Annotated in this window: 21 protein-coding genes; 12 read left to right on the top strand and 9 right to left on the bottom strand. The window is 51.7% G+C overall.

Going from position 1 to position 23,783, the window contains the following annotated elements:
• Positions 1-10 precede the first annotated feature (10 nt).
• The 3 genes from gsiB to iaaA are packed head-to-tail and all read right to left on the bottom strand — an operon-like array spanning position 11 to position 4,392.
• Positions 11-1,549 carry a glutathione ABC transporter substrate-binding protein GsiB gene (gene gsiB / locus ACJHW7_RS00715; RefSeq protein ID WP_000090132.1) on the bottom strand — a complete coding sequence of 513 codons (1,539 nt, stop codon included), beginning with the start codon at positions 1,547-1,549 and terminating at the stop codon, positions 11-13.
• A 19-nt stretch (positions 1,550-1,568) separates the two neighbouring features.
• The gene (gsiA, locus tag ACJHW7_RS00710; protein WP_001624956.1) at positions 1,569-3,440 is read right to left on the bottom strand and encodes a glutathione ABC transporter ATP-binding protein GsiA; all 1,872 of its coding nucleotides are present in this window, start codon (positions 3,438-3,440) and stop codon (positions 1,569-1,571) included.
• Positions 3,427-4,392 carry a beta-aspartyl-peptidase gene (gene iaaA / locus ACJHW7_RS00705; RefSeq protein ID WP_001624953.1) on the bottom strand — a complete coding sequence of 322 codons (966 nt, stop codon included), beginning with the start codon at positions 4,390-4,392 and terminating at the stop codon, positions 3,427-3,429. Before iaaA ends, gsiA begins: the two co-directional genes overlap by 14 nt.
• A 203-nt stretch (positions 4,393-4,595) precedes the next feature.
• Between iaaA and moeA the strand changes: the two genes are divergently transcribed.
• Positions 4,596-5,831, top strand: coding sequence for a molybdopterin molybdotransferase MoeA (moeA, locus tag ACJHW7_RS00700; protein ID WP_000397362.1), 1,236 nt, complete (start codon positions 4,596-4,598; stop codon positions 5,829-5,831).
• Positions 5,831-6,580 carry a molybdopterin-synthase adenylyltransferase MoeB gene (gene moeB, locus ACJHW7_RS00695; protein WP_021556628.1) on the top strand — a complete coding sequence of 250 codons (750 nt, stop codon included), beginning with the start codon at positions 5,831-5,833 and terminating at the stop codon, positions 6,578-6,580. Before moeA ends, moeB begins: the two co-directional genes overlap by 1 nt.
• A 75-nt stretch (positions 6,581-6,655) precedes the next feature.
• On the opposite strand, the gene fsa is transcribed toward moeB, so the two are convergent.
• Positions 6,656-7,318, bottom strand: coding sequence for a fructose-6-phosphate aldolase (gene fsa, locus ACJHW7_RS00690; protein WP_001307688.1), 663 nt, complete (start codon positions 7,316-7,318; stop codon positions 6,656-6,658).
• A 130-nt stretch (positions 7,319-7,448) separates the two neighbouring features.
• On the opposite strand from fsa, the gene ACJHW7_RS00685 reads away from it, so the two are divergent.
• The 4 genes from ACJHW7_RS00685 (at position 7,449) to ACJHW7_RS00670 (ending at position 13,164) form a co-directional block, all read left to right on the top strand.
• Positions 7,449-8,348: a glycyl-radical enzyme activating protein gene (locus ACJHW7_RS00685; RefSeq protein WP_040234627.1), complete on the top strand. Its 900-nt coding sequence runs from the start codon at positions 7,449-7,451 to the stop codon at positions 8,346-8,348.
• A 5-nt stretch (positions 8,349-8,353) separates the two neighbouring features.
• Entirely contained in the window at positions 8,354-10,786 is a 2,433-nt protein-coding gene (locus tag ACJHW7_RS00680) for a glycyl radical protein (protein WP_021556627.1), read from the top strand.
• Positions 10,787-10,931: 145 nt separating this feature from the next.
• Positions 10,932-11,747, top strand: a complete 816-nt coding sequence (gene ybiV / locus ACJHW7_RS00675) for a sugar-phosphatase YbiV (RefSeq protein ID WP_000114248.1) — start codon at positions 10,932-10,934, stop codon at positions 11,745-11,747.
• A gap of 151 nt (positions 11,748-11,898) precedes the next feature.
• Positions 11,899-13,164, top strand: a complete 1,266-nt coding sequence (locus ACJHW7_RS00670; RefSeq protein ID WP_021556626.1) for a DUF1479 domain-containing protein — start codon at positions 11,899-11,901, stop codon at positions 13,162-13,164.
• A gap of 240 nt (positions 13,165-13,404) precedes the next feature.
• Here ACJHW7_RS00670 and ACJHW7_RS00665 read toward each other — a convergent pair whose 3' ends face one another.
• Positions 13,405-14,997, bottom strand: coding sequence for an ABC-F family ATPase (locus ACJHW7_RS00665; protein ID WP_000961458.1), 1,593 nt, complete (start codon positions 14,995-14,997; stop codon positions 13,405-13,407).
• A 218-nt stretch (positions 14,998-15,215) separates the two neighbouring features.
• Here ACJHW7_RS00665 and ldtB point away from each other — a divergent pair, with 218 nt between their 5' ends.
• Positions 15,216-16,136, top strand: coding sequence for a L,D-transpeptidase (ldtB, locus tag ACJHW7_RS00660; protein WP_001056384.1), 921 nt, complete (start codon positions 15,216-15,218; stop codon positions 16,134-16,136).
• A 57-nt stretch (positions 16,137-16,193) separates the two neighbouring features.
• Here ldtB and ACJHW7_RS00655 read toward each other — a convergent pair whose 3' ends face one another.
• Entirely contained in the window at positions 16,194-17,312 is a 1,119-nt protein-coding gene (locus ACJHW7_RS00655; RefSeq protein ID WP_021556625.1) for an anion transporter, read from the bottom strand.
• Positions 17,309-17,776, bottom strand: a complete 468-nt coding sequence (mntR, locus tag ACJHW7_RS00650) for a manganese-binding transcriptional regulator MntR (RefSeq protein ID WP_000091016.1) — start codon at positions 17,774-17,776, stop codon at positions 17,309-17,311. Before mntR ends, ACJHW7_RS00655 begins: the two co-directional genes overlap by 4 nt.
• Positions 17,777-17,961: 185 nt before the next feature.
• On the opposite strand from mntR, the gene mntS reads away from it, so the two are divergent.
• Together mntS and opgE are read left to right on the top strand one after the other, a co-directional pair.
• Positions 17,962-18,090, top strand: coding sequence for a manganase accumulation protein MntS (gene mntS, locus ACJHW7_RS00645; RefSeq protein WP_001001761.1), 129 nt, complete (start codon positions 17,962-17,964; stop codon positions 18,088-18,090).
• A gap of 271 nt (positions 18,091-18,361) precedes the next feature.
• Positions 18,362-19,945, top strand: a complete 1,584-nt coding sequence (gene opgE / locus ACJHW7_RS00640; protein WP_021556624.1) for a phosphoethanolamine transferase — start codon at positions 18,362-18,364, stop codon at positions 19,943-19,945.
• A 49-nt stretch (positions 19,946-19,994) separates the two neighbouring features.
• On the opposite strand, the gene ompX is transcribed toward opgE, so the two are convergent.
• Together ompX and ACJHW7_RS00630 are read right to left on the bottom strand one after the other, a co-directional pair.
• Positions 19,995-20,510: an outer membrane protein OmpX gene (ompX, locus tag ACJHW7_RS00635; RefSeq protein WP_001295296.1), complete on the bottom strand. Its 516-nt coding sequence runs from the start codon at positions 20,508-20,510 to the stop codon at positions 19,995-19,997.
• A gap of 52 nt (positions 20,511-20,562) precedes the next feature.
• A complete protein-coding gene (locus tag ACJHW7_RS00630; protein ID WP_120795379.1) occupies positions 20,563-20,628 on the bottom strand; it encodes a protein YliM in 66 nt (21 codons plus the stop codon).
• Between the two features lie 234 nt (positions 20,629-20,862).
• Here ACJHW7_RS00630 and rhtA point away from each other — a divergent pair, with 234 nt between their 5' ends.
• The 3 genes from rhtA to glnH all read left to right on the top strand — a co-directional run bounded on the left by rhtA (position 20,863) and on the right by glnH (position 23,702).
• Positions 20,863-21,750 carry a threonine/homoserine exporter RhtA gene (rhtA, locus tag ACJHW7_RS00625; protein ID WP_072847792.1) on the top strand — a complete coding sequence of 296 codons (888 nt, stop codon included), beginning with the start codon at positions 20,863-20,865 and terminating at the stop codon, positions 21,748-21,750.
• Between the two features lie 298 nt (positions 21,751-22,048).
• A complete protein-coding gene (dps, locus tag ACJHW7_RS00620) occupies positions 22,049-22,552 on the top strand; it encodes a DNA starvation/stationary phase protection protein Dps (protein WP_000100800.1) in 504 nt (167 codons plus the stop codon).
• Positions 22,553-22,955: 403 nt separating this feature from the next.
• Positions 22,956-23,702, top strand: a complete 747-nt coding sequence (gene glnH, locus ACJHW7_RS00615; RefSeq protein WP_000843866.1) for a glutamine ABC transporter substrate-binding protein GlnH — start codon at positions 22,956-22,958, stop codon at positions 23,700-23,702.
• Positions 23,703-23,783 lie beyond the last annotated feature (81 nt).

Raw genomic sequence — 23,783 nt, 5'->3', positions numbered from 1 at the left:
CCTGCGTTGCTTATTGCAAATCCGCGTCTTCAAAGCTGAAGCCGGTGTCTGGCATGATCCAAAAACCGGTCAGGTTTTTACTGTGTGCCGACACCAGTTTTTCTACCACCAGCGGGATCCACGGCGACTCTTGCCAGATGATATCCTGCGCCGCCTTATACAAGCGGGTCTTTTCCGCCGGATCATTAGTTTTCAGTGCCTGAGCCAGGAAGTCATCCACCTGTTTATTGCTGTAAAACGCGGTATTAAACAGCGTCGGTGGCCAGTTCTGCGAGGCAAACAGCGGCGATAGTGCCCAGTCCGCTTCGCCGGTTGAAGCCGACCAGCCAGTGTAGAACATCCGCACGCCGCTCTCTTTTTGCCCTTTACCTTCAACTTCTGCCGCCCGCTGTCCGGCATCCATCGCAGTCACCTGGGCTTTAATCCCGACCTGCGCTAACTGCTGCTGGGTAAATTGCAGCACTTTCTGCGCGGTGCTGTGGTTATGTGACGACCACAGCGTGGTATTGAAACCATTGGGATATCCCGCCTCTTTCAGTAATTCGCGCGCTTTCACTGGATCGTAAGGCCACGGTTTATAACTTTGCGCGTAGGCGATACTCGGCGGTACCACACCAGTAGCTGGCGTTGCATAGCCCGCGAAGGCCACTTTCACCAGCGCCGGACGGTTAATGGCGTAATTCAGCGCCTCACGGACCTTCGGGTTATCGAATGGCTTTTGCGTCACGTTCATACTGATATAACGCTGCATAATTGACGGACTGGCCATCAACTCGATATTTTTGTTTTTCTCCAGCAGTGCGGCCTGCTCGTAAGGAATGGGGAAAGCAAACTGCGCTTCACCGGTTTGCAGCATTGCCGCGCGGGTGTTGTTATCCGCCACCGGACGCCAGGTTATGCTGTCCAGTTTGGGCAATCCTGGCTGCCAGTAACCCGCGAATTTTTTCACCTTCACAAAATCAGTCTGATTCCAGGTATCCAGTTCATACGGTCCGGTTCCCACCGGATGAAAACCAATCTCCTTGCCATATTTTTCCAGCGCTGCCGGTGAAATCATCGCGGTCGCCGGATGGGCAAGAATATTAATAAACGCTGAGAACGGCTGTTTGAGGGTAATCTTTACCGTTGTCGGATCGATCGCTTCCGTTTTAGCAATATTCTTATACAGGTTATAGCGTTTAAGATGATTTGCCGGATCGCTGGCCCGGTCCAGATTCGCTTTCACCGCTGCGGCGTTGAAATCGGTGCCATCCTGGAATTTAATGCCTTCCCGCAATTTCACGGTGTAAGTAATGCCGTCATCGGAAACGGTATAACTCTCCGCCAGCACGTTTTTCAGTTTCATCTCTTTATCCAGACCGAACAGCCCCTGGTAAAACGATTTCGCTACGGCCTGAGATAACGTGTCATTCGCGTCATACGGATCGAGCGTGGTGAAATTCGATCCTACCGCCACCACCACATCTTTGGCAGCGAATGCACAAGATGCCATCAACGCTGTCGCAATGCCCAGCGCCACTAACCCACTACGGTGTACAGCTCTTGCCATTTTATTCTCCGCCTGAATGTTATCTACGCATGAATGCGTATTCTGATTGTGGTTGTGCGACGTAATGCCCCGGCCCGACGCATTGCAACGAGACGGGTGCAACCTCTTCGCCACGCAGATGAATATTGCTGGGAAGATCGTCCGACAGCAGTACACGCTGCGGTCGTTGTCGGGACGGTTCAGCGACCGGAACTGCCGCCAGTAATTTACGCGTATAAGGATGCTGCGGGTTTTCGAAGACCGCGCGCCGTGGACCAATTTCAACAATTTGCCCGAGATACATCACCGCCACACGATGACTAATCCGCTCTACCACAGCCATATCGTGGGAGATAAACAGATACGCAATGCCGAAATCACGCTGGAGATCGAGCAACAAGTTGATAATCTGCCCGCGAATAGAAACATCCAGCGCCGAAACGGCTTCGTCGGCAATGATCACTTTTGGATTCAATGCCAACGCGCGAGCAATGCAGATGCGCTGGCGCTGACCGCCGGAAAACTCATGCGGGTAACGCCAGGCATGTTCAGGTAACAGGCCCACGCGCTCCAGCAACCACGCAACGCGTGCAACCGCTTCTTTACCTGGCAATAAACCGTGTACACGCAACGGTTCGATAATCGAATCACCGATGGTCTGACGTGGGTCCAGCGAAGCGTAAGGGTCCTGAAAAATAAACTGAATATCGCGGCGCAATACCTGAAGTTTGCCGGGTGACAAGGTATCGATTCGCTGACCGTTAAAGATAATTTCGCCGCCCTGCGATTCGACCAGGCGCAGCAACGCCCGCCCGGTAGTGGATTTACCGCTGCCAGACTCGCCCACCAGCGATAGCGTTTCGCCAGGCCAGAGATCAAAACTGACTTTCTCAACGGCATGCACTTCCCGCGTTACGCGATTCAACAAACCGCTGCGCAAAGGGAAACGGGTGACCAGATTACGCACCCGTAAAACAGGTTCGCCATCCACCACCGTTTTCTGCTCGATGGGGGGTTCCTGTTTCGCTGGATGTTCAAGCGATATCAACGGGAAACGTCGGGGATAATCTAACCCTTTCATCGCACCAAGTTGCGGAACAGCAGCTAACAGCGCACGGGTGTAAGGATGTTGCGGTGCATGAAAAATCTGTTCGACGGTACCCGTTTCCACCGCCTCGCCCTGATACATCACCAGTACCCGATCGGCAATCTCTGCCACCACGCCCATATCGTGAGTGATAAAGATAACGCCCATCGACATCTCTTTTTGCAATACTTTGATTAATTGCAGGATCTGCGCCTGAATAGTGACATCCAGCGCGGTGGTTGGCTCATCGGCAATCAGCACCGCCGGGCGGCATGACAGCGCCATCGCAATCATCACTCGCTGGCGCATCCCGCCAGAGAGTTGATGCGGATAACGTGAAAGAATGGTTTGTGCCTCCGGAATGCGTACCTGATCCAGCATCCGCTTCGCCTCGACCATCGCTTCTTCACGACTGGCGTTTTGATGCAGACGAATTGATTCGGCAATCTGTTCACCCACAGTAAATACCGGGTTCAGCGATGTCATCGGCTCCTGAAATATCATCGCCATATCCGCACCGCGCACATGACGCATTTGTGCAGCGCTCTGCTCGCTAAGTTCAATCACTTCACGACTGCGCCGCCGCAACAGCATTTTATCGCACTGTACTAAACCGCCCGCCTGTTCCAACAGACGCATCAATGCCAGCGCAGTCACTGACTTACCGGAGCCGGATTCGCCAACAATTGCCAGCGTCTCACCGCGTTGCAGGCTAAAAGAGAGATTGCGGACCGCAGCTATTTTCTGCTGGTCCTGCATAAAGGCAATATTAAGATTTTCAACCGCCAGCACATTACCGGCATCAAGTTCATCACTGTGTGGCAACGGCGTCCCCTTTTTCACGGTAGATACCGGTGGTTGGCGTATCGCCTGCGTAGCCCCAGGCGCGATACATTCCTTCGGTGTTAAACGGTAGCGCGACATTCCCTTCATGGTCGATAGCGATTAAGCCACCGCTACCGCCAAGCGCAGGGAGTTTTTCCATTACTACCCGCTCGCAGGCTTCCGCGAGACTTAATCCGCCGTAATCCATTAACGCGGCGATGTCATATGCCGCCAGCGCGCGGATGAAGACTTCGCCCGTGCCGGTACAAGAAACCGCCACACTGGCGTTATTGGCGTAGCATCCGGCACCCACTAAGGGGCTATCGCCAACTCGTCCGGGTAATTTATTGGTCATTCCGCCCGTGGACGTGGCTGCCGCCAGATTGCCGTCTAAATCCAACGCCACGGCCCCCACGGTGCCCATTTTCTGTTTTTCATCCAGTGGCGCACCGCTATGGTCGAGGACTGTTGCCCCTTCCTCGCGCGCTGCCATTAGTTGTTCATAACGCAAAGGCGTGGAGAAAATCTCCGGTGAGACGCGCTCCATGCCATGAGCAAACGCAAAATTTTCTGCCCCTTCGCCAATCATCATCACATGCGAGCTTTGCTCCATCACCAGCCGGGCGGCAAGAACCGGATTACGCAGATGACTAACGCCCGCCACCGCACCGGCTTTCAGGGTGTTACCATCCATCACACAGGCGTCCAGTTCATGCGTTTCATCACGCGTAAAGACGGCGCCAATTCCGGCGTTAAACAGTGGACACTCTTCCAGCAGACGCACCGCTTCCGTCACCACATCCAGCGCACTTTCGCCCGCTTCCAGCATTTTCTGCCCGGTTTCAACAATGGCAGACAACGCCTCGATGTAGCGTAATTCCTGTTGCAGACTCATCTGCGCGCGGCTAATTGCACCTGCGCCACCATGAATTGCAATGACTGCTTTGCCCATAGTATTCGTCCATTAAGGGTGGCTCGCCACTTTTGCTATAAATATCAGAATTTTTATGAATTACTCATTCAATTTTTGAATATAGAAAGATGGATATGGCATGTAAAGGCAGGACCCAGCGCTACGCCCGAGGTGGCATACAGTCTGTGGCGTTTTTCTGACATAATAGGCAAATTCGATTTTGCCTCCGCAGGAGTGTTTTCATGGAATTTACCACCGGATTGATGTCGCTCGACACCGCGCTTAATGAGATGCTTTCTCGCGTCACCCCACTGACCGCCCAGGAAACGCTGCCACTGGTACAGTGTTTTGGTCGTATTCTGGCGAGCGATGTCGTTTCGCCGCTTGATGTTCCGGGGTTTGATAACTCCGCAATGGACGGCTACGCGGTGCGTTTAGCCGATATTGCCTCCGGGCAACCGCTGCCCGTTGCCGGTAAATCCTTTGCCGGTCAGCCGTACCATGGTGAATGGCCTGCGGGTACCTGCATTCGTATTATGACCGGTGCGCCGGTGCCGGAAGGCTGCGAAGCGGTGGTGATGCAGGAGCAGACTGAACAAACGGACAATGGCGTGCGTTTTACTGCTGAAGTGCGTAGCGGGCAAAATATTCGCCGTCGCGGTGAAGATATCTCTGCAGGTGCGGTTGTTTTCCCGGCGGGGACTCGCCTGACTACCGCAGAGCTGCCAGTAATTGCTTCACTGGGGATTGCCGAAGTTCCGGTGATTCGTAAAGTGCGAGTGGCGCTTTTTTCTACCGGTGATGAACTCCAGTTGCCCGGTCAGCCGCTGGGCGACGGCCAAATCTACGATACCAACCGTCTCGCCGTACACCTGATGTTAGAACAGTTGGGATGCGAGGTAATCAACTTAGGGATTATCCGCGACGATCCCCATGCCCTGCGCGCCGCATTTATTGAAGCCGACAGCCAGGCGGATGTGGTGATCAGTTCCGGCGGTGTTTCAGTGGGTGAAGCGGATTACACCAAAACGATTCTTGAAGAGCTGGGGGAGATCGCCTTCTGGAAGCTGGCGATTAAACCAGGTAAACCGTTCGCGTTCGGTAAACTCAGCAATAGCTGGTTCTGCGGCCTGCCGGGCAACCCGGTTTCAGCGACGCTGACCTTCTATCAACTGGTACAGCCTTTGCTGGCAAAACTAAGCGGCAACACCGCCAGCGGCCTGCCCGCGCGCCAGCGCGTACGCACAGCGTCCCGCCTGAAAAAAACGCCAGGTCGCCTTGATTTCCAGCGCGGCGTGCTGCAACGCAACGCCGATGGCGAACTGGAAGTGACGACCACCGGACATCAGGGTTCACATATATTTAGCTCCTTTAGCCTCGGCAACTGCTTTATCGTACTGGAACGCGATCGCGGCAATGTGGAAGTGGGCGAATGGGTGGAAGTAGAACCGTTTAACGCGTTGTTCGGAGGCCTGTAATGGCGGAACTCAGCGATCAGGAGATGCTGCGCTACAACCGGCAAATCATTCTGCGCGGTTTTGATTTTGACGGTCAGGAGGCGCTAAAAGATTCTCGTGTGCTGGTAGTCGGCCTCGGTGGACTCGGCTGCGCAGCCTCGCAGTATCTGGCAAGCGCCGGTGTCGGCAACCTGACGCTGCTCGACTTCGACACGGTTTCGCTCTCGAATCTGCAACGCCAGACGCTGCACAGTGATGCTACGGTCGGGCAACCGAAGGTGGAATCCGCCCGTGACGCCCTGGCGCGGATCAACCCACATATCGCGATTACGCCAGTCAATGCACTGCTGGATGACGCAGAACTTGCAGCATTGATTGCTGAACACGATCTGGTGCTCGACTGTACGGATAACGTTGCGGTACGTAATCAACTGAACGCAGGCTGTTTTGCCGCGAAGGTGCCGCTGGTTTCCGGCGCGGCAATTCGTATGGAAGGTCAAATCACGGTCTTCACTTATCAGGACGGCGAGCCTTGCTATCGCTGCCTTAGCCGTTTGTTTGGCGAGAACGCGTTAACCTGCGTTGAAGCAGGCGTGATGGCACCGTTGATCGGCGTGATTGGTTCGTTGCAGGCAATGGAAGCGATCAAACTGCTGGCAGGTTATGGCAAACCGGCCAGCGGCAAAATCGTCATGTACGATGCGATGACCTGTCAGTTTCGCGAAATGAAACTGATGAGTAATCCGGGGTGTGAGGTGTGCGGGCAGTAATTGCCACCTTCAGGCCTGATAAGACGCGGCACTCCGCCACGTCATCAGCAATTTATGAGGATGCAGAACGTCCGGTTAAATCGACGTTCTGCCAAACGCTCCCTGCCAGTCCTGCTCAAACTTCGCCACAGCGGCATCTACCGCCGGATAGCTAATCATCTGTTGTGCCACATCCAGTGGCAGAGTAATTGATTCACATCCTGCCAGTAAGCAGTCCAGCGCCTGACGCGGGGTTTTGAAACTCGCTGCCAGCACTTTCGCCTGCGGCGCATGCATTTTCAATAACTGGTGTAAGTCGGTCACAGTCTGAATGCCGCTACCGCCCTGAGCATCAATACGATTAACGTAAGGCGCAACATATTCCGCACCTGCCAGCGCCGACAGCAACCCTTGTGCCGCGCCATATACCGCGGTTCCCAGCGTCGGAATCCCTTCCGCTTTTAACATCTTAATCGCTGCCAGCCCCTCGGCGGTCACCGGAACTTTCACCACGATATCCGCAATAATAGAACGCAATTTACGTGCGTCATTCACCATCCCTTCAGCAGTGATAGCCATTACCTGGGCAAACAGACGCCCCTGACCGCCCATCGCTTCATGAAGTTCCGGAAGCACAACCTCCAGCGGTTTTTTACCCGCGGCGATAATGCTTGGGTTAGTGGTCACGCCCGCCAGCGGAAAAATACGTGACAGCGCCTTCACCGCAACAACGTCTGAAGTATCCAGATACAGTTCCATAACCATCCTCAAAATGTACTTTTTGTCTGAATGTAGACTATCACGGGAAAACTCTCTGAACAGTTGACGCACATCAATCTAACTTTCATTCGAAAGTATTTTAATGTTTGAACGAAACAGAGAGGCAACTATGATTTTCAATATTCAGCGCTACTCGACCCATGATGGCCCCGGTATCCGCACGGTCGTATTTCTTAAAGGCTGTTCGCTGGGCTGCCGCTGGTGTCAGAACCCGGAAAGCCGCGCCCGCACGCAGGATCTGCTGTATGACGCACGACTGTGTCTGGAAGGCTGCGAGCTGTGCGCTAAGGCAGCGCCGGAAGTGATTGAGCGCGCGCTGAATGGTTTGCTTATTCATCGGGAAAAGTTAACCCCGGAGCATCTGACGGCGTTAACCGACTGCTGCCCGACACAGGCATTAACCGTGTGTGGTGAAGTGAAAAGCGTTGAGGAGATCATGGCGACCGTTTTGCGCGATAAACCGTTTTACGATCGCAGCGGCGGAGGCTTAACGCTTTCGGGTGGTGAACCCTTTATGCAGCCGGAAATGGCGACGGCGCTGCTGCAAGCCAGCCACGAGGCCGGCATTCATACTGCGGTAGAAACCTGTCTGCATGTGCCGTGGAAATATATCGCCCCTTCTCTGCCCTATATCGATCTGTTTCTTGCCGATTTAAAACACGTTGCCGACGCGCCGTTTAAACAGTGGACCGACGGTAACGCCGCCAGGGTGCTGGATAATCTGAAAAAACTCGCCGCAGCGGGCAAAAAAATCATTATCCGCGTGCCACTGATTCAGGGCTTTAATGCCGACGAAACCTCTGTAAAAGCCATTACCGATTTTGTCGCCGACGAGCTGCACGTTGGCGAAATCCATTTCCTGCCCTACCACACGCTGGGCATCAACAAATATCACTTACTTAATCTGCCCTATGACGCCCCGGAAAAACCGCTTGATGCGCCAGAACTGCTCGACTTTGCCCAGCAGTATGCCTGCCAGAAAGGGTTAACCGCGACCTTACGAGGATAACAACCATGACCACATTGAAACTGGACACGCTCAGCGACCGCATTAAAGCGCACAAAAATGCACTGGTGCATATTGTGAAACCGCCGGTTTGTACCGAGCGCGCGCAGCACTATACCGAGATGTATCAACAACATCTCGATAAGCCGATCCCTGTACGTCGCGCGCTGGCGCTGGCACATCACCTGGCGAATCGCACTATCTGGATCAAGCACGATGAGTTGATCATCGGCAACCAGGCAAGCGAAGTTCGCGCCGCGCCGATCTTCCCGGAATATACTGTCTCGTGGATCGAAAAAGAGATTGATGATCTGGCAGATCGTCCCGGTGCTGGCTTTGCGGTGAGCGAAGAGAACAAACGCGTTCTGCATGAAGTGTGCCCGTGGTGGCGCGGTCAGACCGTACAGGATCGCTGCTACGGCATGTTTACCGATGAGCAAAAAGGTCTGCTGGCGACCGGCATCATTAAAGCGGAAGGCAATATGACCTCCGGCGATGCGCACCTGGCGGTCAATTTCCCGCTGCTGCTGGAAAAAGGGCTTGATGGTCTGCGCGAGAAAGTAGCGGAACGTCGCTCGCGCATCAACCTGACGGTGCTGGAAGATTTACACGGTGAGCAATTCCTGAAAGCGATTGATATCGTGCTGGTGGCAGTCAGTGAACATATTGAACGTTTCGCTGCCCTGGCGCGTGAAATGGCCGCGACCGAAACCCGCGAAAGCCGTCGCGATGAACTGCTGGCGATGGCAGAAAACTGCGATCTTATCGCCCACCAGCCGCCGCAGACTTTCTGGCAGGCGCTGCAACTGTGTTACTTCATCCAGTTGATTTTGCAGATCGAATCTAACGGTCACTCAGTATCGTTTGGTCGTATGGACCAGTATCTCTACCCGTACTATCGCCGCGACGTTGAACTCAACCAGACACTGGATCGCGAACACGCCATCGAATTGCTGCATAGCTGCTGGCTGAAACTGCTGGAAGTGAACAAAATCCGCTCAGGCTCACACTCAAAAGCCTCTGCGGGAAGTCCGCTGTATCAGAACGTCACCATTGGCGGGCAAAATCTGGTTGATGGTCAACCAATGGATGCGGTGAATCCACTCTCTTACGCGATCCTCGAATCCTGCGGTCGCCTGCGTTCGACTCAGCCTAACCTCAGCGTGCGTTACCATGCGGGTATGAGTAACGATTTCCTCGACGCCTGTGTGCAGGTGATCCGCTGCGGCTTCGGGATGCCGGCGTTCAACAACGATGAAATAGTCATCCCGGAATTTATTAAACTCGGTATTGAACCGCAGGATGCTTACGACTATGCAGCGATTGGTTGTATCGAAACCGCCGTCGGTGGCAAATGGGGCTATCGCTGTACCGGCATGAGCTTTATCAACTTCGCCCGCGTGATGCTGGCGGCGCTGGAAGGCGGGCGTGATGCCACCAGCGGCAAAGTGTTCCTGCCACAAGAAAAAGCGTTGTCGGCAGGTAACTTCAACAACTTCGATGAAGTGATGGACGCGTGGGATACGCAAATCCGTTACTACACGCGTAAATCAATCGAAATCGAATATGTCGTCGACACCATGCTGGAAGAGAACGTGCACGATATTCTCTGCTCGGCGCTGGTGGATGACTGTATTGAGCGAACGAAAAGCATCAAGCAAGGCGGCGCGAAATATGACTGGGTTTCTGGCCTGCAGGTTGGCATTGCCAACCTCGGCAACAGCCTGGCGGCCGTGAAGAAACTGGTATTTGAACAGGGCGCGATTGGTCAGCAACAGCTTGCTGCCGCACTGGCAGATGACTTCGACGGCCTGACTCACGAGCAGCTGCGTCAGCGGCTGATTAACGGTGCGCCGAAGTACGGCAACGACGATGATACTGTCGATACGCTGCTGGCTCGCGCTTATCAGACCTATATCGACGAACTGAAACAGTACCATAACCCACGCTACGGTCGTGGTCCGGTTGGCGGCAACTATTACGCGGGTACGTCGTCTATCTCCGCTAACGTACCGTTTGGCGCGCAGACTATGGCAACGCCGGACGGACGTAAAGCGCATACCCCGCTGGCAGAAGGCGCAAGCCCGGCTTCCGGTACTGATCATCTTGGCCCTACTGCGGTCATTGGCTCGGTGGGTAAACTGCCTACGGCAGCGATTCTCGGCGGCGTGTTGCTCAACCAGAAACTGAATCCAGCCACACTGGAGAACGAATCTGATAAGCAGAAGCTGATGATCCTGCTGCGCACCTTCTTTGAAGTGCATAAAGGCTGGCATATTCAGTACAACATCGTTTCCCGCGAAACATTGCTGGAGGCGAAAAAACATCCGGATCAATACCGGGATCTGGTGGTGCGTGTCGCGGGCTATTCCGCCTTCTTCACCGCCCTGTCACCGGAAGCTCAGGACGATATCATCGCCCGTACCGAACATATGCTGTAATCTTCTCAGCCCGGCGGCGTCGCCGCCGGGCTAAATCATTCACATCATCAATTTCATCCTTACTTTCATTCGAAATATAATTTGTGCTCTACGTCACATTGTTATTACACTGTTACGGTTTCATTTTCGAGCCAGGAGCACACCTATGAGCGTAAAAGTTATCGTCACAGACATGGACGGTACTTTTCTTAACGACGCCAAAACGTACAACCAACCACGTTTTATGGCGCAATATCAGGAACTGAAAAAGCGCGGCATTGAGTTCGTTGTCGCCAGCGGTAATCAGTATTACCAGCTTATTTCGTTCTTTCCTGAGCTAAAGGATGAGATCTCTTTTGTCGCGGAAAACGGCGCACTGGTTTACGAACATGGCAAGCAGTTGTTCCACGGCGAACTGACCCGACATGAATCGCGGATTGTGATTGGCGAGTTGCTAAAAGATAAGCAACTCAATTTTGTCGCCTGCGGTCTGCAAAGTGCATATGTCAGCGAAAACGCCCCCGAAGCATTCGTCGCACTGATGGCAAAACACTACCATCGCCTGAAACCTGTAAAAGATTATCAGGAGATTGACGACGTACTGTTCAAGTTTTCGCTCAACCTGCCGGATGAACAAATCCCGTTAGTGATCGACAAACTGCACATAGCGCTGGATGGCATTATGAAACCCGTCACCAGTGGTTTTGGCTTTATCGACCTGATTATTCCCGGTCTACATAAAGCAAACGGTATTTCGCGGTTACTGAAACGCTGGGATCTGTCACCGCAAAATGTGGTAGCGATTGGCGACAGCGGTAACGATGCGGAGATGCTGAAAATGGCGCGTTATTCCTTTGCGATGGGCAATGCTGCGGAAAACATTAAACAAATCGCCCGTTACGCTACCGATGATAATAATCATGAAGGCGCGCTGAATGTGATTCAGGCTGTACTGGATAACACATCCCCTTTTAACAGCTGACCTCTCTACCGGAGCCATGCGCTCCGGTTATCCCTTCTTTTTACATCCTGTACATCACATCAAATCATTAAACTTGCATTAACTTATTTATAACTTATATTGTCACATGCAAATCAGCATAGTTTCGAATGAAAGTTAATGCGAGGTGGTTATGGCTTCTACTTTTACCAGCGACACATTGCCTGCCGATCACAAAGCAGCTATCCGTCAGATGAAGCACGCGCTGCGGGCGCAGCTTGGCGACGTCCAGCAGATCTTTAATCAGCTAAGCGATGACATTGCCACGCGAGTGGCTGAAATCAACGCACTCAAAGCACAGGGCGATGCCGTCTGGCCGGTGCTGTCTTATGCCGATATCAAAGCAGGTCATGTTACTGCAGAGCAGCGCGAACAGATTAAACGTCGCGGTTGTGCGGTGATAAAAGGCCATTTCCCCCGCGAACAAGCGCTAGGCTGGGATCAGTCGATGCTGGACTATCTGGACCGCAACCGCTTTGACGAGGTCTACAAAGGCCCCGGCGATAATTTCTTCGGGACGCTCAGCGCTTCACGTCCCGAGATTTACCCCATCTACTGGTCGCAGGCGCAAATGCAGGCTCGCCAGAGTGAAGAAATGGCGAATGCGCAGTCGTTTCTCAATCGTCTGTGGACATTTGAAAGTGATGGAAAGCAATGGTTTAACCCGGATGTGAGCGTCATCTACCCTGACCGTATCCGCCGCCGTCCGCCCGGAACGACCTCCAAAGGTCTTGGAGCGCATACCGACTCCGGGGCACTGGAACGCTGGCTGCTTCCAGCGTATCAGCGCGTTTTCGCCAACGTCTTTAATGGCAATCTGGCGCAATATGATCCCTGGCATGCGGCACATCGTACGGAAGTTGAAGAGTACACGGTGGACAACACCACCAAATGTTCCGTGTTTCGGACATTCCAGGGCTGGACAGCGCTCTCTGATATGCTGCCTGGTCAGGGGCTGCTGCACGTCGTGCCCATTCCTGAAGCCATGGCGTACGTACTGTTACGTCCGCTGCTTGATGATGTGCCGGAGGATGAACTGTGCGGCGTAGCGCCCGGAAGAGTATTGCCGGTATCAGAGCAATGGCATCCACTGTTAATTGAGGCGTTAACCAGCATTCCAAAACTCGAAGCCGGAGACTCCGTCTGGTGGCACTGCGACGTCATCCATTCCGTTGCCCCCGTTGAAAATCAACAGGGTTGGGGCAACGTGATGTATATCCCTGCTGCGCCAATGTGCGAGAAAAATCGGGCTTATGCACACAAAGTCAAAATGGCGCTGGAAAAAGGCGCATCGCCGGGCGACTTCCCGCGCGAGGACTATGAAACAAACTGGGAAGGACGCTTTACGCTTGCCGACCTCAACATTCACGGTAAGCGCGCACTGGGCATGGATGTTTGAGAATTAATGGAAGTGAATTGATGTGGGATTAAGAAAATCGATTCGACGTTACTCAGATTGCTGACAAGTGCGCTTTCTTAATGCCTGATGCGGCGTTAACGCCTTATCTGGCCTACAAAGTCCTGCAGATTCAATATATTACAGGTACTGCGTAGGCCTGATAAGCGTAGCGCATCAGGCTATTTTGCATTTGTCATCAGCCGCCGTCACCCCGACAGTATCGGGGTGACGGATAATAACTTACTCGATCCCTTTACTACGCAGGTAATCTTCGTAATTACCGCTAAAGTCGATCACGCGTTCCGGGGTGATTTCCAGAATGCGGGTCGCCAGGGAGCTTACGAACTCACGGTCGTGTGAAACAAAGATCAGCGTGCCCTGATACAGTTCCAGCGCCATGTTCAGTGACTCGATGGATTCCATATCCAGGTGGTTGGTCGGTTCGTCCATGATCAGAATGTTCGGCTTCTGCATCATTAACTTACCAAAAAGCATCCGCCCTTTTTCTCCACCGGAAAGCACTTTAGCTGGCTTTTTGATGTCGTCCTGGCTGAACAGCAAACGACCGAGAATGCTGCGTACCGCCTGCTCGTCATCGCCTTCCTGCTTCCACTGGCTCATCCATTCGAACACGGTCAGATCATTTTCAAACTCATATTCGTGGTCCTGAGCATAGTAACCAATGCGCGCGTTTTCAGACCATTTTACGGTGCCGCTGTCCGGTTGCAGATCACCCACCAGCGTTTTCAGCAGCGTTGATTTACCGACGCCGTTGGTACCCAGTACCGCAAGTTTTTCACCGACCTCCAGCAGCAGGTTGAGATTTTTAAACAGTGGACCGTTATCAAACCCTTTGGTCAGACCTTCCACTTCCAGCGCGTTACGGAACAGTTTCTTATCCTGTTCAAAACGGATGAACGGGTTCTGACGGCTGGAGGCTTTCACCTCTTCCAGTTTGATTTTATCAATCTGGCGCGCGCGCGAAGTTGCCTGGCGAGATTTCGAGGCGTTGGCGCTAAAGCGGCTAACGAAAGATTGCAGCTCAGCAATCTGCGCTTTCTTCTTGGCGTTATCAGCCAGCAGACGTTCACGCGCCTGGGTCGCCGCCGTCATGTACTCATCGTAGTTGCCCGGATAAACGCGCAGCTCGCCGTAATCCAGATCCGCCATGTGGGTACAAACCATGTTAAGGAAGTGACGGTCGTGCGAGATGATGATCATGGTGCTGTCACGCTCGTTCAGCACCTGTTCCAGCCAGCGAATGGTGTCGATGTCGAGGTTGTTGGTCGGTTCGTCGAGCAGGAGAATATCCGGATCAGCAAACAGCGCCTGCGCCAGCAGCACACGCAGCTTCCAGCCAGGAGCAACTTCACTCATCGGGCCGTAGTGCTGTTCCACTGGAATTCCCACGCCAAGCAACAATTCACCGGCGCGAGCTTCCGCAGAGTAACCGTCCATTTCGCCGTATTTAACTTCCAGATCGGCCACTTTATAGCCGTCTTCTTCACTCATTTCCGGCAAAGCATAGATGCGGTCGCGCTCCTGCTTCACTTCCCACAACTCTTTATGCCCCATGATCACCGTATCCAGCACAGTGAACTCTTCAAAGGCAAACTGATCCTGACGCAGCTTACCAATGCGCTCGTTGGGATCGAGGGAAACGTTACCCAACGTCGGCTCTAAGTCGCCGCCGAGGATCTTCATAAAGGTGGATTTACCACTACCGTTCGCGCCAATCAGGCCGTAACGGTTGCCGCCGCCAAATTTGACGGAAATGTTTTCAAACAACGGCTTACTGCCGAACTGCATGGTGACGTTACTGGAAACTAACACAGGCGTATCCTGAAAAGAGATATGACAAACCGCGCATTATGCCATAAGTCTGAAAGAAGATCCTGCTCCTCGCTTAAGGTCTACACTCAAGCCAAAGGCAAAAAATGTGATTTCGTACACATCTGATTTCACTGTGAGCTGGAATGAACTTATAATGCGCTTCCAATACTCTAATATTCTCAACCCAATGGCCTGCCAGGCACAAAATCTCGCTTAACATGAATATGAAATTGAAAACATTATTCGCAGCGGCCTTCGCTGTTGTCGGCTTTTGCAGTACCGCCTCTGCGGTAACTTATCCTCTGCCAACCGACGGGAGTCGCCTGGTTGGTCAGAATCAGGTGATCACCATTCCTGAAGGTAACACTCAGCCGCTGGAGTATTTTGCCGCGGAGTACCAGATGGGGCTTTCCAATATGATGGAAGCGAACCCGGGTGTGGATACCTTCCTGCCGAAAGGCGGTACTGTACTGAACATTCCGCAGCAGCTGATCCTGCCGGATACCGTTCATGAAGGCATCGTCATTAACAGTGCAGAGATGCGTCTGTATTACTATCCGAAAGGGACCAACACCGTTATCGTGCTGCCGATCGGCATTGGTCAGTTAGGCAAAGATACGCCTATCAACTGGACCACCAAAGTTGAGCGTAAGAAAGCAGGCCCGACCTGGACGCCGACCGCCAAAATGCACGCAGAGTACCGCGCTGCGGGCGAACCGCTTCCGGCTGTCGTTCCGGCAGGTCCGGATAACCCGATGGGGCTGTATGCACTCTACATCGGTCGCCTGTATGCTATCCATGGCACCAACGCCAACTTCGGTATCGGCCTGCGTGTAAGTCATGGTTGTGTGCGTCTGCGTAACGAAGACATCAAATTCCTGTTCGAGAAAGTACCGGTCGGTACCCGCGTACAGTTTATTGATGAGCCGGTAAAAGCGACCACCGAGCCAGACGGCAGCCGTTATATTGAAGTCCATAATCCGCTGTCTACCACCGAAGCCCAGTTTGAAGGTCAGGAAATTGTGCCAATTACCCTGACGAAGAGCGTGCAGACAGTGACCGGTCAGCCAGATGTTGACCAGGTTGTTCTTGATGAAGCGATTAAAAACCGCTCCGGGATGCCGGTTCGTCTGAATTAATCGTCAAAACGTAAAACAAAGGCGGACTCATAATCCGCCTTTTTTATTTGCCAGACCTTACCAGGCCGGGATCATAACCAACAAAACATATCCCACCAGCGCCGCCCACAACAGCATCGGTATTGAATAGAGATGGAAACGCCACCAGATGCGGCGATCGTTCGCCATACGTAGCGCAATCAAATTTGCCAGCGATCCGGGTAATAACCCAAAGCCACCTACGTTTACCGCCCATGCCAGTAATAAAGACGGCGGCACATAGTTCAGCAACAATATGGTACTCGGCACGTTACTGATCACCTGCGATAAACCGATTGCCGTTAACCATAACCCGGGTTCAGATAAATGACTCACGTTACCCAACACGCCTTGCAACGCTGGAAGCTGGATCAGTAAATGGACGTCGATAAACATCGCCATAAACACCAGCAGCAGCGTCCAGTCCACACTCAACACCACGCGACGTGCCAGCAGCGCAAAGCCCACCGCCACAATCACCAGTCCCCACAGCTCTTGTTTTAACTCCAGCGCCGTCAGAAAGACGATATACAGTCCCAGACAACTCCACACCAGCCGCGGTTTCCACTCCGGCGTTTGCACCCCCGTATGGTATTGCAGCGCCTTTCCAGGGAAACAACACCAGCACAACAGCAGGAGTGTCAGCATCATTGCACCAGCCAGCGGTGCCATTTGGGCAATAAATCCGGCAAACGAAAGACCAGAACGTCCCCAGATAAGAATATTTTGCGGGTTGCCAATTGGCGTCAGTAGCGAACCAGCATTGACTGCCAGCGCCTCAAAAATAATCAGCCGATTAACCGGGATCTCACACAGTCTTTTTAGCGTGATAGTCAGCGGAACAACAATAAACAGCGCGACATCGTTGGTCAGAAAGGTAGAAAGCAGCGCCGCCGCCAGCACCATAAACATCGCCAGCCGACGCTCCGTAGCAAAGCGGCGCACCATTTTGCGCCCCAGCACATCAAAATAACCGCTTAACTCCACACCTTTGGTCAGCAGCATCAGGCCGCTTAATGTGATGATGGTGTGCCAGTCGATAGCAGCAGGCCAGGATTTCGGTGCAAAGGGCACGAAAAAGCTTAATCCGATACCAACAAGAATTAATAACTGAAAAAAACGATCCCCTTGCAGCGTGCGTAAAAAAGGCAGGCTCATTTGGCACCGTGTTTCTGGGTAAACAAACGAAAGGCATCCAGCGTCTCTTCACTAACATGGTGCTCCATGCCTTCCGCGTCGCGACGGGCGATTTCCGGACTGACGCCCAACACCAATAAGAAATTTTCGACTATCTGATGTCGCTCGCGGCTTTCCTGCGCCAGCTTCTCTCCTTCTGCCGTTAAAAACACGCCTCGCCAGGGGATCATTTCAATCAGCCCCATGGTTGCCAGTCGCTTAAGCATTTTAGCCACCGTCGGTTGCGAAACTCCCAAACGAGCAGCCATGTCTACCTGACGAGCTTCCCCCACTTCCCTGATCAAGTCAGAAATCAGCTCAACGTAATCATCAATAAGCTCGCGCCGATGCGCCTCTCTGACCTGGCGGAACCCTTCAACGTGCTCTTCCACGTTCACTAACTGCGTCACTTTTTTTGCTGTTGGCGTACCTGCGCGACGACTCATTGTGCTTCCTCATTATGGTGACGCATACATAGCGTTCTCATTTCGTGCGCACATTGTAAACCAGAGTTGCGAAGGTACAAAAAATTAACGTTTTAGCAATAGCTATATAATATAGCCTGTGCTATATCTGTATGTAATGCAATCATCCCTCAAGGATCGACGGGATTAGCAAGTCAGGAGGTCTTATGAATGAGTTCAAGAGGTGTATGCGCGTGTTTAGTCATTCTCCCTTTAAAGTACGGTTAATGCTGCTCTCTATGTTGTGCGATATGGTCAACAACAAACCGCAGCAAGATAAACCTTCCGATAAATAGCGGCGTCGCGGTACGCCGCTTCACTCCTGCTTTCATGCAGGCATAACGCGTTTTGGTCTGAAAAACCCCACTTTTTGTCGGATTTGCAATCCCCTTCGCAAAAGATTTGTTCGTCAGTAGTTGACCTGAACGGCGGCTCGCTCTATCTTCTTGCAGCCCTGCGTATATTGCGGCTCGCGGATGCGGACCCCTTTCCCCTCTTCACGCACTCTTGCAGGTATTGACCCTTGACGCCAGGGTAAGCACATGGCGTTTGTTACGATAGTGGCATATGAATTTAACCCTCAAAGAATCGCTTGTTACCCGTAGCCGGGTATTTAGCCCGTGGACTGCGTTCTACTTTTTACAGTCGCTATTAATTAACCTCGGCTTAGGTTATCCCTTCAGTTTGCTCTACACCGCTGCGTTTACGGCTATTTTGCTTTTGCTATGGCGAACATTGCCTCGCGTACAAAAAGTTCTGGTCGGTGTCAGTTCGCTGGTGGCGGCTTGCTATTTCCCTTTTGCTCAGGCCTACGGCGCGCCTAATTTCAATACATTGCTGGCATTGCACTCCACCAATATGGAAGAGTCGACCGAAATCCTGACGATTTTTCCGTGGTACAGCTACCTGGTCGGCTTATTTATTTTTGCGCTCGGCGTAATAGCAATCAGGCGAAAAAAAGAGAATGAAAAAGCGCGCTGGAATACCTTCGACAGCCTGTGTCTGGTATTCAGTGTGGCGACATTTTTTGTTGCTCCCGTGCAAAACCTGGCCTGGGGTGGCGTATTTAAACTGAAAGATACTGGCTATCCGGTATTTCGTTTTGCTAAGGATGTCATCGTCAATAATAACGAGGTGATTGAAGAGCAAGAACGGATGGCAAAACTTTCCGGAATGAAAGATACCTGGACGGTCACTGCCGTTAAGCCGAAGTATCAGACCTATGTGGTGGTGATCGGTGAAAGCGCGCGTCGCGATGCCCTCGGTGCCTTTGGCGGTCACTGGGACAATACCCCGTTTGCCAGCAGCGTTAACGGTTTGATATTTGCTGACTACATTGCCGCCAGTGGCTCCACGCAGAAATCGCTTGGCTTAACGCTCAATCGCGTTGTCGATGGCAAGCCACAGTTTCAGGATAACTTTGTCACCCTGGCAAATCGCGCGGGCTTCCAGACCTGGTGGTTTTCCAACCAGGGCCAAATCGGCGAATACGATACCGCCATCGCCAGCATCGCCAAACGAGCAGATGAAGTGTACTTCCTTAAAGATGGTAATTTTGAAGCAGATAAAAACACCAAAGACGAAGCGTTACTGGATATGACCGCTCAAGTGCTGGCGCAAGAGCACTCGCAACCGCAGCTGATTGTTCTGCATCTGATGGGCTCGCATCCGCAGGCCTGCGACCGGACACAAGGCAAATATGAAACTTTTGTGCAATCGAAAGAAACGTCGTGCTATCTCTATACTATGACGCAAACGGACGATTTACTGCGCAAGCTGTACGATCAGTTACGCAACAGCGGCAGCAGCTTCTCGCTGGTTTACTTTTCTGACCACGGTCTGGCCTTTAAAGAGCGCGGCAAAGACGTGCAATACCTTGCCCATGATGATAAATATCAGCAAAATTTCCAGGTGCCTTTTATGGTCATTTCCAGCGACGATAAAGCGCATCGTGTGATTAAAGCCCGCCGCTCAGCCAATGACTTCTTAGGCTTTTTCTCCCAGTGGACGGGAATTAAAGCGAAGGAAATTAACATCAAATACCCGTTTATATCTGAGAAGAAAGCCGGGCCGATATACATCACCAACTTCCAGTTACAGAAGGTGGATTACAACCATCTCGGAACCGATATTTTCGACCCGAAACCTTAAAAACAAAAATCCGCCCCGAGAGGCGGATTTTTTTATATCACCAAAGTGATTAGAAGCGGTAACCAACACCGGCAATCCAGGTGCCTACGTCAACGCTACGAATACGGCTCTGCTCGTAAGAGAAGTCCAGAGCAACGTTTTCCATCGGGTTGAACTGCAGACCAGCACCGTAGGAGAAACCGTAGTCGCTGGTGTCGTGTTTGTAGGTCGGGTATTCAGTGGTCTGGAATTTACCATAACCCACACCCACTACACCGTAGATGCTTGCCCAGTCGTTAATGCGGTAAGCCGGACCAGCAGTGATGCCGTAGTACTGGTTTTTGTTGTAGTCACCAGAGCTTGCAGTACGGCTTTTCTCGGTGTAAGTGAAAGAACCGATCACACCCAGCGGGCTGTTGTCTTCTTCATAGCGGTATTTCAGGTTGAAACCGCCCATTTTGTTCATTTGGCCCTGAGCGTCGCTCTGTGCGTAACCGCCAGTTACGGTAGAAGTCGCAGCTACGGAAGTACCTGCGGTGAAAGCCAGAACTGCGGCCAGTGCTGAAAGACATGCAATTTTTTTCATAACCACCTCAAATGTGATTCAAATAAGTCCTAAGTTTTAAATATATCAAAAATTAATGGGAAACTCTTCGCGATTTGTGATGTCTAACGGGCCATTTCATGTAACAGAACGTTTCCATACACCGCTATCCATCTAAATTTAAATCACTTTTTCAGAGAACTGCGTAAGTATTACGCATGTTTTCCCTGTCATTCATCCAGATTATTCCTAATCACCAGACTAATGATTCCATCAATCCTGGCGCATTTTAGTCAAAACGGGGGAAAATTTTTTCAACAAATGCTCAACCAGCATTGGGTATATCCAGTACACTCCACGCTTTACTTAAGTCTAGATATTTGTGGGAGAAAGGATGCCTGGTTCATTACGTAAAATGCCGGTCTGGTTACCAATAGTCATATTGCTCGTTGCCATGGCGTCTATTCAGGGTGGAGCTTCGTTAGCTAAGTCACTTTTTCCTCTGGTGGGCGCACCGGGTGTCACTGCGCTGCGTCTGGCATTAGGAACGCTGATCCTCATCGCGTTCTTTAAGCCATGGCGACTGCGCTTTGCCAAAGAGCAACGATTACCGCTGTTGTTTTACGGCGTTTCGCTGGGGGGGATGAATTATCTTTTTTATCTTTCTATTCAGACGGTACCGCTGGGTATTGCGGTGGCGCTGGAGTTCACCGGACCACTGGCGGTGGCGCTGTTCTCTTCTCGTCGCCCGGTAGATTTCGTCTGGGTTGTGCTGGCGGTTCTTGGTCTGTGGTTCCTGCTACCTCTGGGGCAAGACGTTTCCCATGTCGATTTAACCGGCTGTGCGCTGGCACTGGAGGCCGGGGCTTGTTGGGCTATTTACATTTTAAGTGGGCAACGCGCAGGAGTGGAACATGGCCCTGCAACGGTGGCAATTGGTTCGTTGATTGCAGCGTTAATTTTCGTGCCAATTGGAGCGCTTCAGGCTGGTGAAGCACTCTGGCACTGGTCGGTTATTCCATTGGGTCTGGCGGTCGCTATTCTCTCGACCGCTCTGCCTTATTCGCTGGAAATGATTGCCCTCACCCGTTTGCCAACACGGACATTTGGTACGCTGATGAGCATGGAACCGGCGCTGGCTGCCGTTTCCGGGATGATTTTCCTCGGAGAAACACTGACACCCATACAGCTGCTGGCGCTCGGCGCTATCATCGCCGCTTCAATGGGTTCTACGCTGACAGTACGCAAAGAGAGCAAAATAAAAGAATTAGACATTAATTAAATTTACATTTCTGCATGGTTATGCATAACCATGCAGAATTTCTCGCTACTTTTCCTCTACACCGTCTTTATATATCGAATTATGCAAAAGCATATTTATTCCGAAAATTCCTGGCGAGCAAATAAATAAGAATTGTTCTTATCAATATATCTAACTCATTGAATCTTTATTAGTTTTGTTTTTCACGCTTGTTACCACTATTAGTGTGATAGGAACAGCCAGAATAGCGGAACACATAGCCGGTGCTATACTTAGTCTCGTTAATTACTGGGACATAACATCAAGAGGATATGAAATTATGAGTACCGCTAAATTAGTTAAATCAAAAGCGACCAATCTGCTTTATACCCGCAACGATGTCTCTGACAGCGAGAAAAAAGCAACAGTAGAGTTGCTGAATCGCCAGGTTATCCAGTTTATTGATCTTTCTTTGATTACCAAACAAGCGCACTGGAACATGCGCGGCGCTAACTTCATTGCCGTACATGAAATGCTGGATGGCTTCCGCACTGCACTGATCGATCATCTGGATACCATGGCAGAACGTGCCGTGCAGCTAGGCGGTGTAGCTCTGGGGACCACTCAAGTTATCAACAGCAAAACCCCGCTGAAAAGTTACCCGCTGGACATCCACAACGTTCAGGATCACCTGAAAGAACTGGCTGACCGTTACGCAATCGTCGCTAATGACGTACGCAAAGCGATTGGCGAAGCGAAAGATGACGACACCGCAGATATCCTGACCGCCGCGTCTCGCGACCTGGATAAATTCCTGTGGTTTATCGAGTCTAACATCGAATAAATCCATCGCTGATGGTGCAGAACTTTAGTACACGGTAAAAGCGGCTTCCTGACAGGAGGCCGTTTTGTTTTGCAGCCCGCCTCAACGCACTTATTTAGTGCATCCATCTGCTATCCCCAGCTGATTAAGTAAATTTTTTGTATCCACATCATCACACAATCGTTACATAAAGATTGTTTTTTCATCAGGTTTTACGCTAAATAATCACTGTGTTGAGTGCACAATTTTAGCGCACCAGTTTGGTGCCCCAGAATGGTGCATCTTCAGGGTATTGCCCTATAAATCGTGCATCACGTTTTTGCCGCATCTCGAAAAATCAATGAGTTGCAAAACTGGCACGATTTTTTCATATATGTGAATGTCACGCAGGGGATCGTCCCGTGGATAGAAAAAAGGAAATGCTATGAAGTCTGTATTAAAAGTTTCACTGGCTGCATTGACCCTGGCTTTTGCGGTTTCTTCTCATGCCGCGGATAAAAAATTAGTTGTCGCGACGGATACCGCCTTCGTTCCGTTTGAATTTAAACAGGGCGATAAATATGTGGGCTTTGACGTTGATCTGTGGGCTGCCATCGCTAAAGAGCTGAAGCTGGATTACGAACTGAAGCCGATGGATTTCAGTGGGATCATTCCGGCACTGCAAACCAAAAACGTCGATCTGGCGCTGGCGGGCATTACCATCACCGACGAGCGTAAAAAAGCGATCGATTTCTCTGACGGCTACTACAAAAGCGGCCTGTTAGTGATGGTGAAAGCTAACAATAACGATGTGAAAAGCGTGAAAGATCTCGACGGGAAAGTGGTTGCTGTGAAGAGCGGTACTGGCTCCGTTGATTACGCGAAAGCAAACATCAAAACTAAAGATCTGCGTCAGTTCCCGAACATCGATAACGCCTATATGGAACTGGGCACCAACCGCGCAGACGCCGTTCTGCACGATACGCCAAACATTCTGTACTTCATCAAAACCGCCGGTAACGGTCAGTTCAAAGCGGTAGGTGACTCTCTGGAAGCGCAGCAATACGGTATTGCGTTCCCGAAAGGTAGCGACGAGCTGCGTGACAAAGTCAACGGCGCGTTGAAAACCCTGCGCGAGAACGGAACTTACAACGAAATCTACAAAAAATGGTTCGGTACTGAACCGAAATAATAACGCTACACCTGTAAAGCGCACTGGCAGTTCCCTCTCCCCTCTGGGGAGAGGATTAGGGTGAGGGGCGCAAACCCGCTC

Source organism: Escherichia sp. WS1152, from assembly GCF_046487665.1.
GTDB lineage: Bacteria > Pseudomonadota > Gammaproteobacteria > Enterobacterales > Enterobacteriaceae > Escherichia > Escherichia coli.
This window is presented reverse-complemented; position numbering and strand designations above follow the sequence as displayed.

What these genes read in the sequence shown, in the direction of transcription:
- ACJHW7_RS00670 (WP_021556626.1), top strand. Translation starts at nt 11,899, where the DNA reads ATGGCTTCTACTTTTACCAGCGACACATTGCCTGCCGATCACAAAGCA.
- ACJHW7_RS00655 (WP_021556625.1), bottom strand. Translation starts at nt 17,312, where the DNA reads ATGAGCCTGCCTTTTTTACGCACGCTGCAAGGGGATCGTTTTTTTCAG.
- opgE (WP_021556624.1), top strand. Translation starts at nt 18,362, where the DNA reads ATGAATTTAACCCTCAAAGAATCGCTTGTTACCCGTAGCCGGGTATTT.
- rhtA (WP_072847792.1), top strand. Translation starts at nt 20,863, where the DNA reads ATGCCTGGTTCATTACGTAAAATGCCGGTCTGGTTACCAATAGTCATA.
- ybiV (WP_000114248.1), top strand. Translation starts at nt 10,932, where the DNA reads ATGAGCGTAAAAGTTATCGTCACAGACATGGACGGTACTTTTCTTAAC.
- ACJHW7_RS00680 (WP_021556627.1), top strand. Translation starts at nt 8,354, where the DNA reads ATGACCACATTGAAACTGGACACGCTCAGCGACCGCATTAAAGCGCAC.
- ldtB (WP_001056384.1), top strand. Translation starts at nt 15,216, where the DNA reads ATGAATATGAAATTGAAAACATTATTCGCAGCGGCCTTCGCTGTTGTC.
- ACJHW7_RS00685 (WP_040234627.1), top strand. Translation starts at nt 7,449, where the DNA reads ATGATTTTCAATATTCAGCGCTACTCGACCCATGATGGCCCCGGTATC.
- mntR (WP_000091016.1), bottom strand. Translation starts at nt 17,776, where the DNA reads ATGAGTCGTCGCGCAGGTACGCCAACAGCAAAAAAAGTGACGCAGTTA.
- fsa (WP_001307688.1), bottom strand. Translation starts at nt 7,318, where the DNA reads ATGGAACTGTATCTGGATACTTCAGACGTTGTTGCGGTGAAGGCGCTG.
- moeA (WP_000397362.1), top strand. Translation starts at nt 4,596, where the DNA reads ATGGAATTTACCACCGGATTGATGTCGCTCGACACCGCGCTTAATGAG.
- gsiB (WP_000090132.1), bottom strand. Translation starts at nt 1,549, where the DNA reads ATGGCAAGAGCTGTACACCGTAGTGGGTTAGTGGCGCTGGGCATTGCG.
- mntS (WP_001001761.1), top strand. Translation starts at nt 17,962, where the DNA reads ATGAATGAGTTCAAGAGGTGTATGCGCGTGTTTAGTCATTCTCCCTTT.
- moeB (WP_021556628.1), top strand. Translation starts at nt 5,831, where the DNA reads ATGGCGGAACTCAGCGATCAGGAGATGCTGCGCTACAACCGGCAAATC.
- glnH (WP_000843866.1), top strand. Translation starts at nt 22,956, where the DNA reads ATGAAGTCTGTATTAAAAGTTTCACTGGCTGCATTGACCCTGGCTTTT.
- ompX (WP_001295296.1), bottom strand. Translation starts at nt 20,510, where the DNA reads ATGAAAAAAATTGCATGTCTTTCAGCACTGGCCGCAGTTCTGGCTTTC.
- dps (WP_000100800.1), top strand. Translation starts at nt 22,049, where the DNA reads ATGAGTACCGCTAAATTAGTTAAATCAAAAGCGACCAATCTGCTTTAT.
- iaaA (WP_001624953.1), bottom strand. Translation starts at nt 4,392, where the DNA reads ATGGGCAAAGCAGTCATTGCAATTCATGGTGGCGCAGGTGCAATTAGC.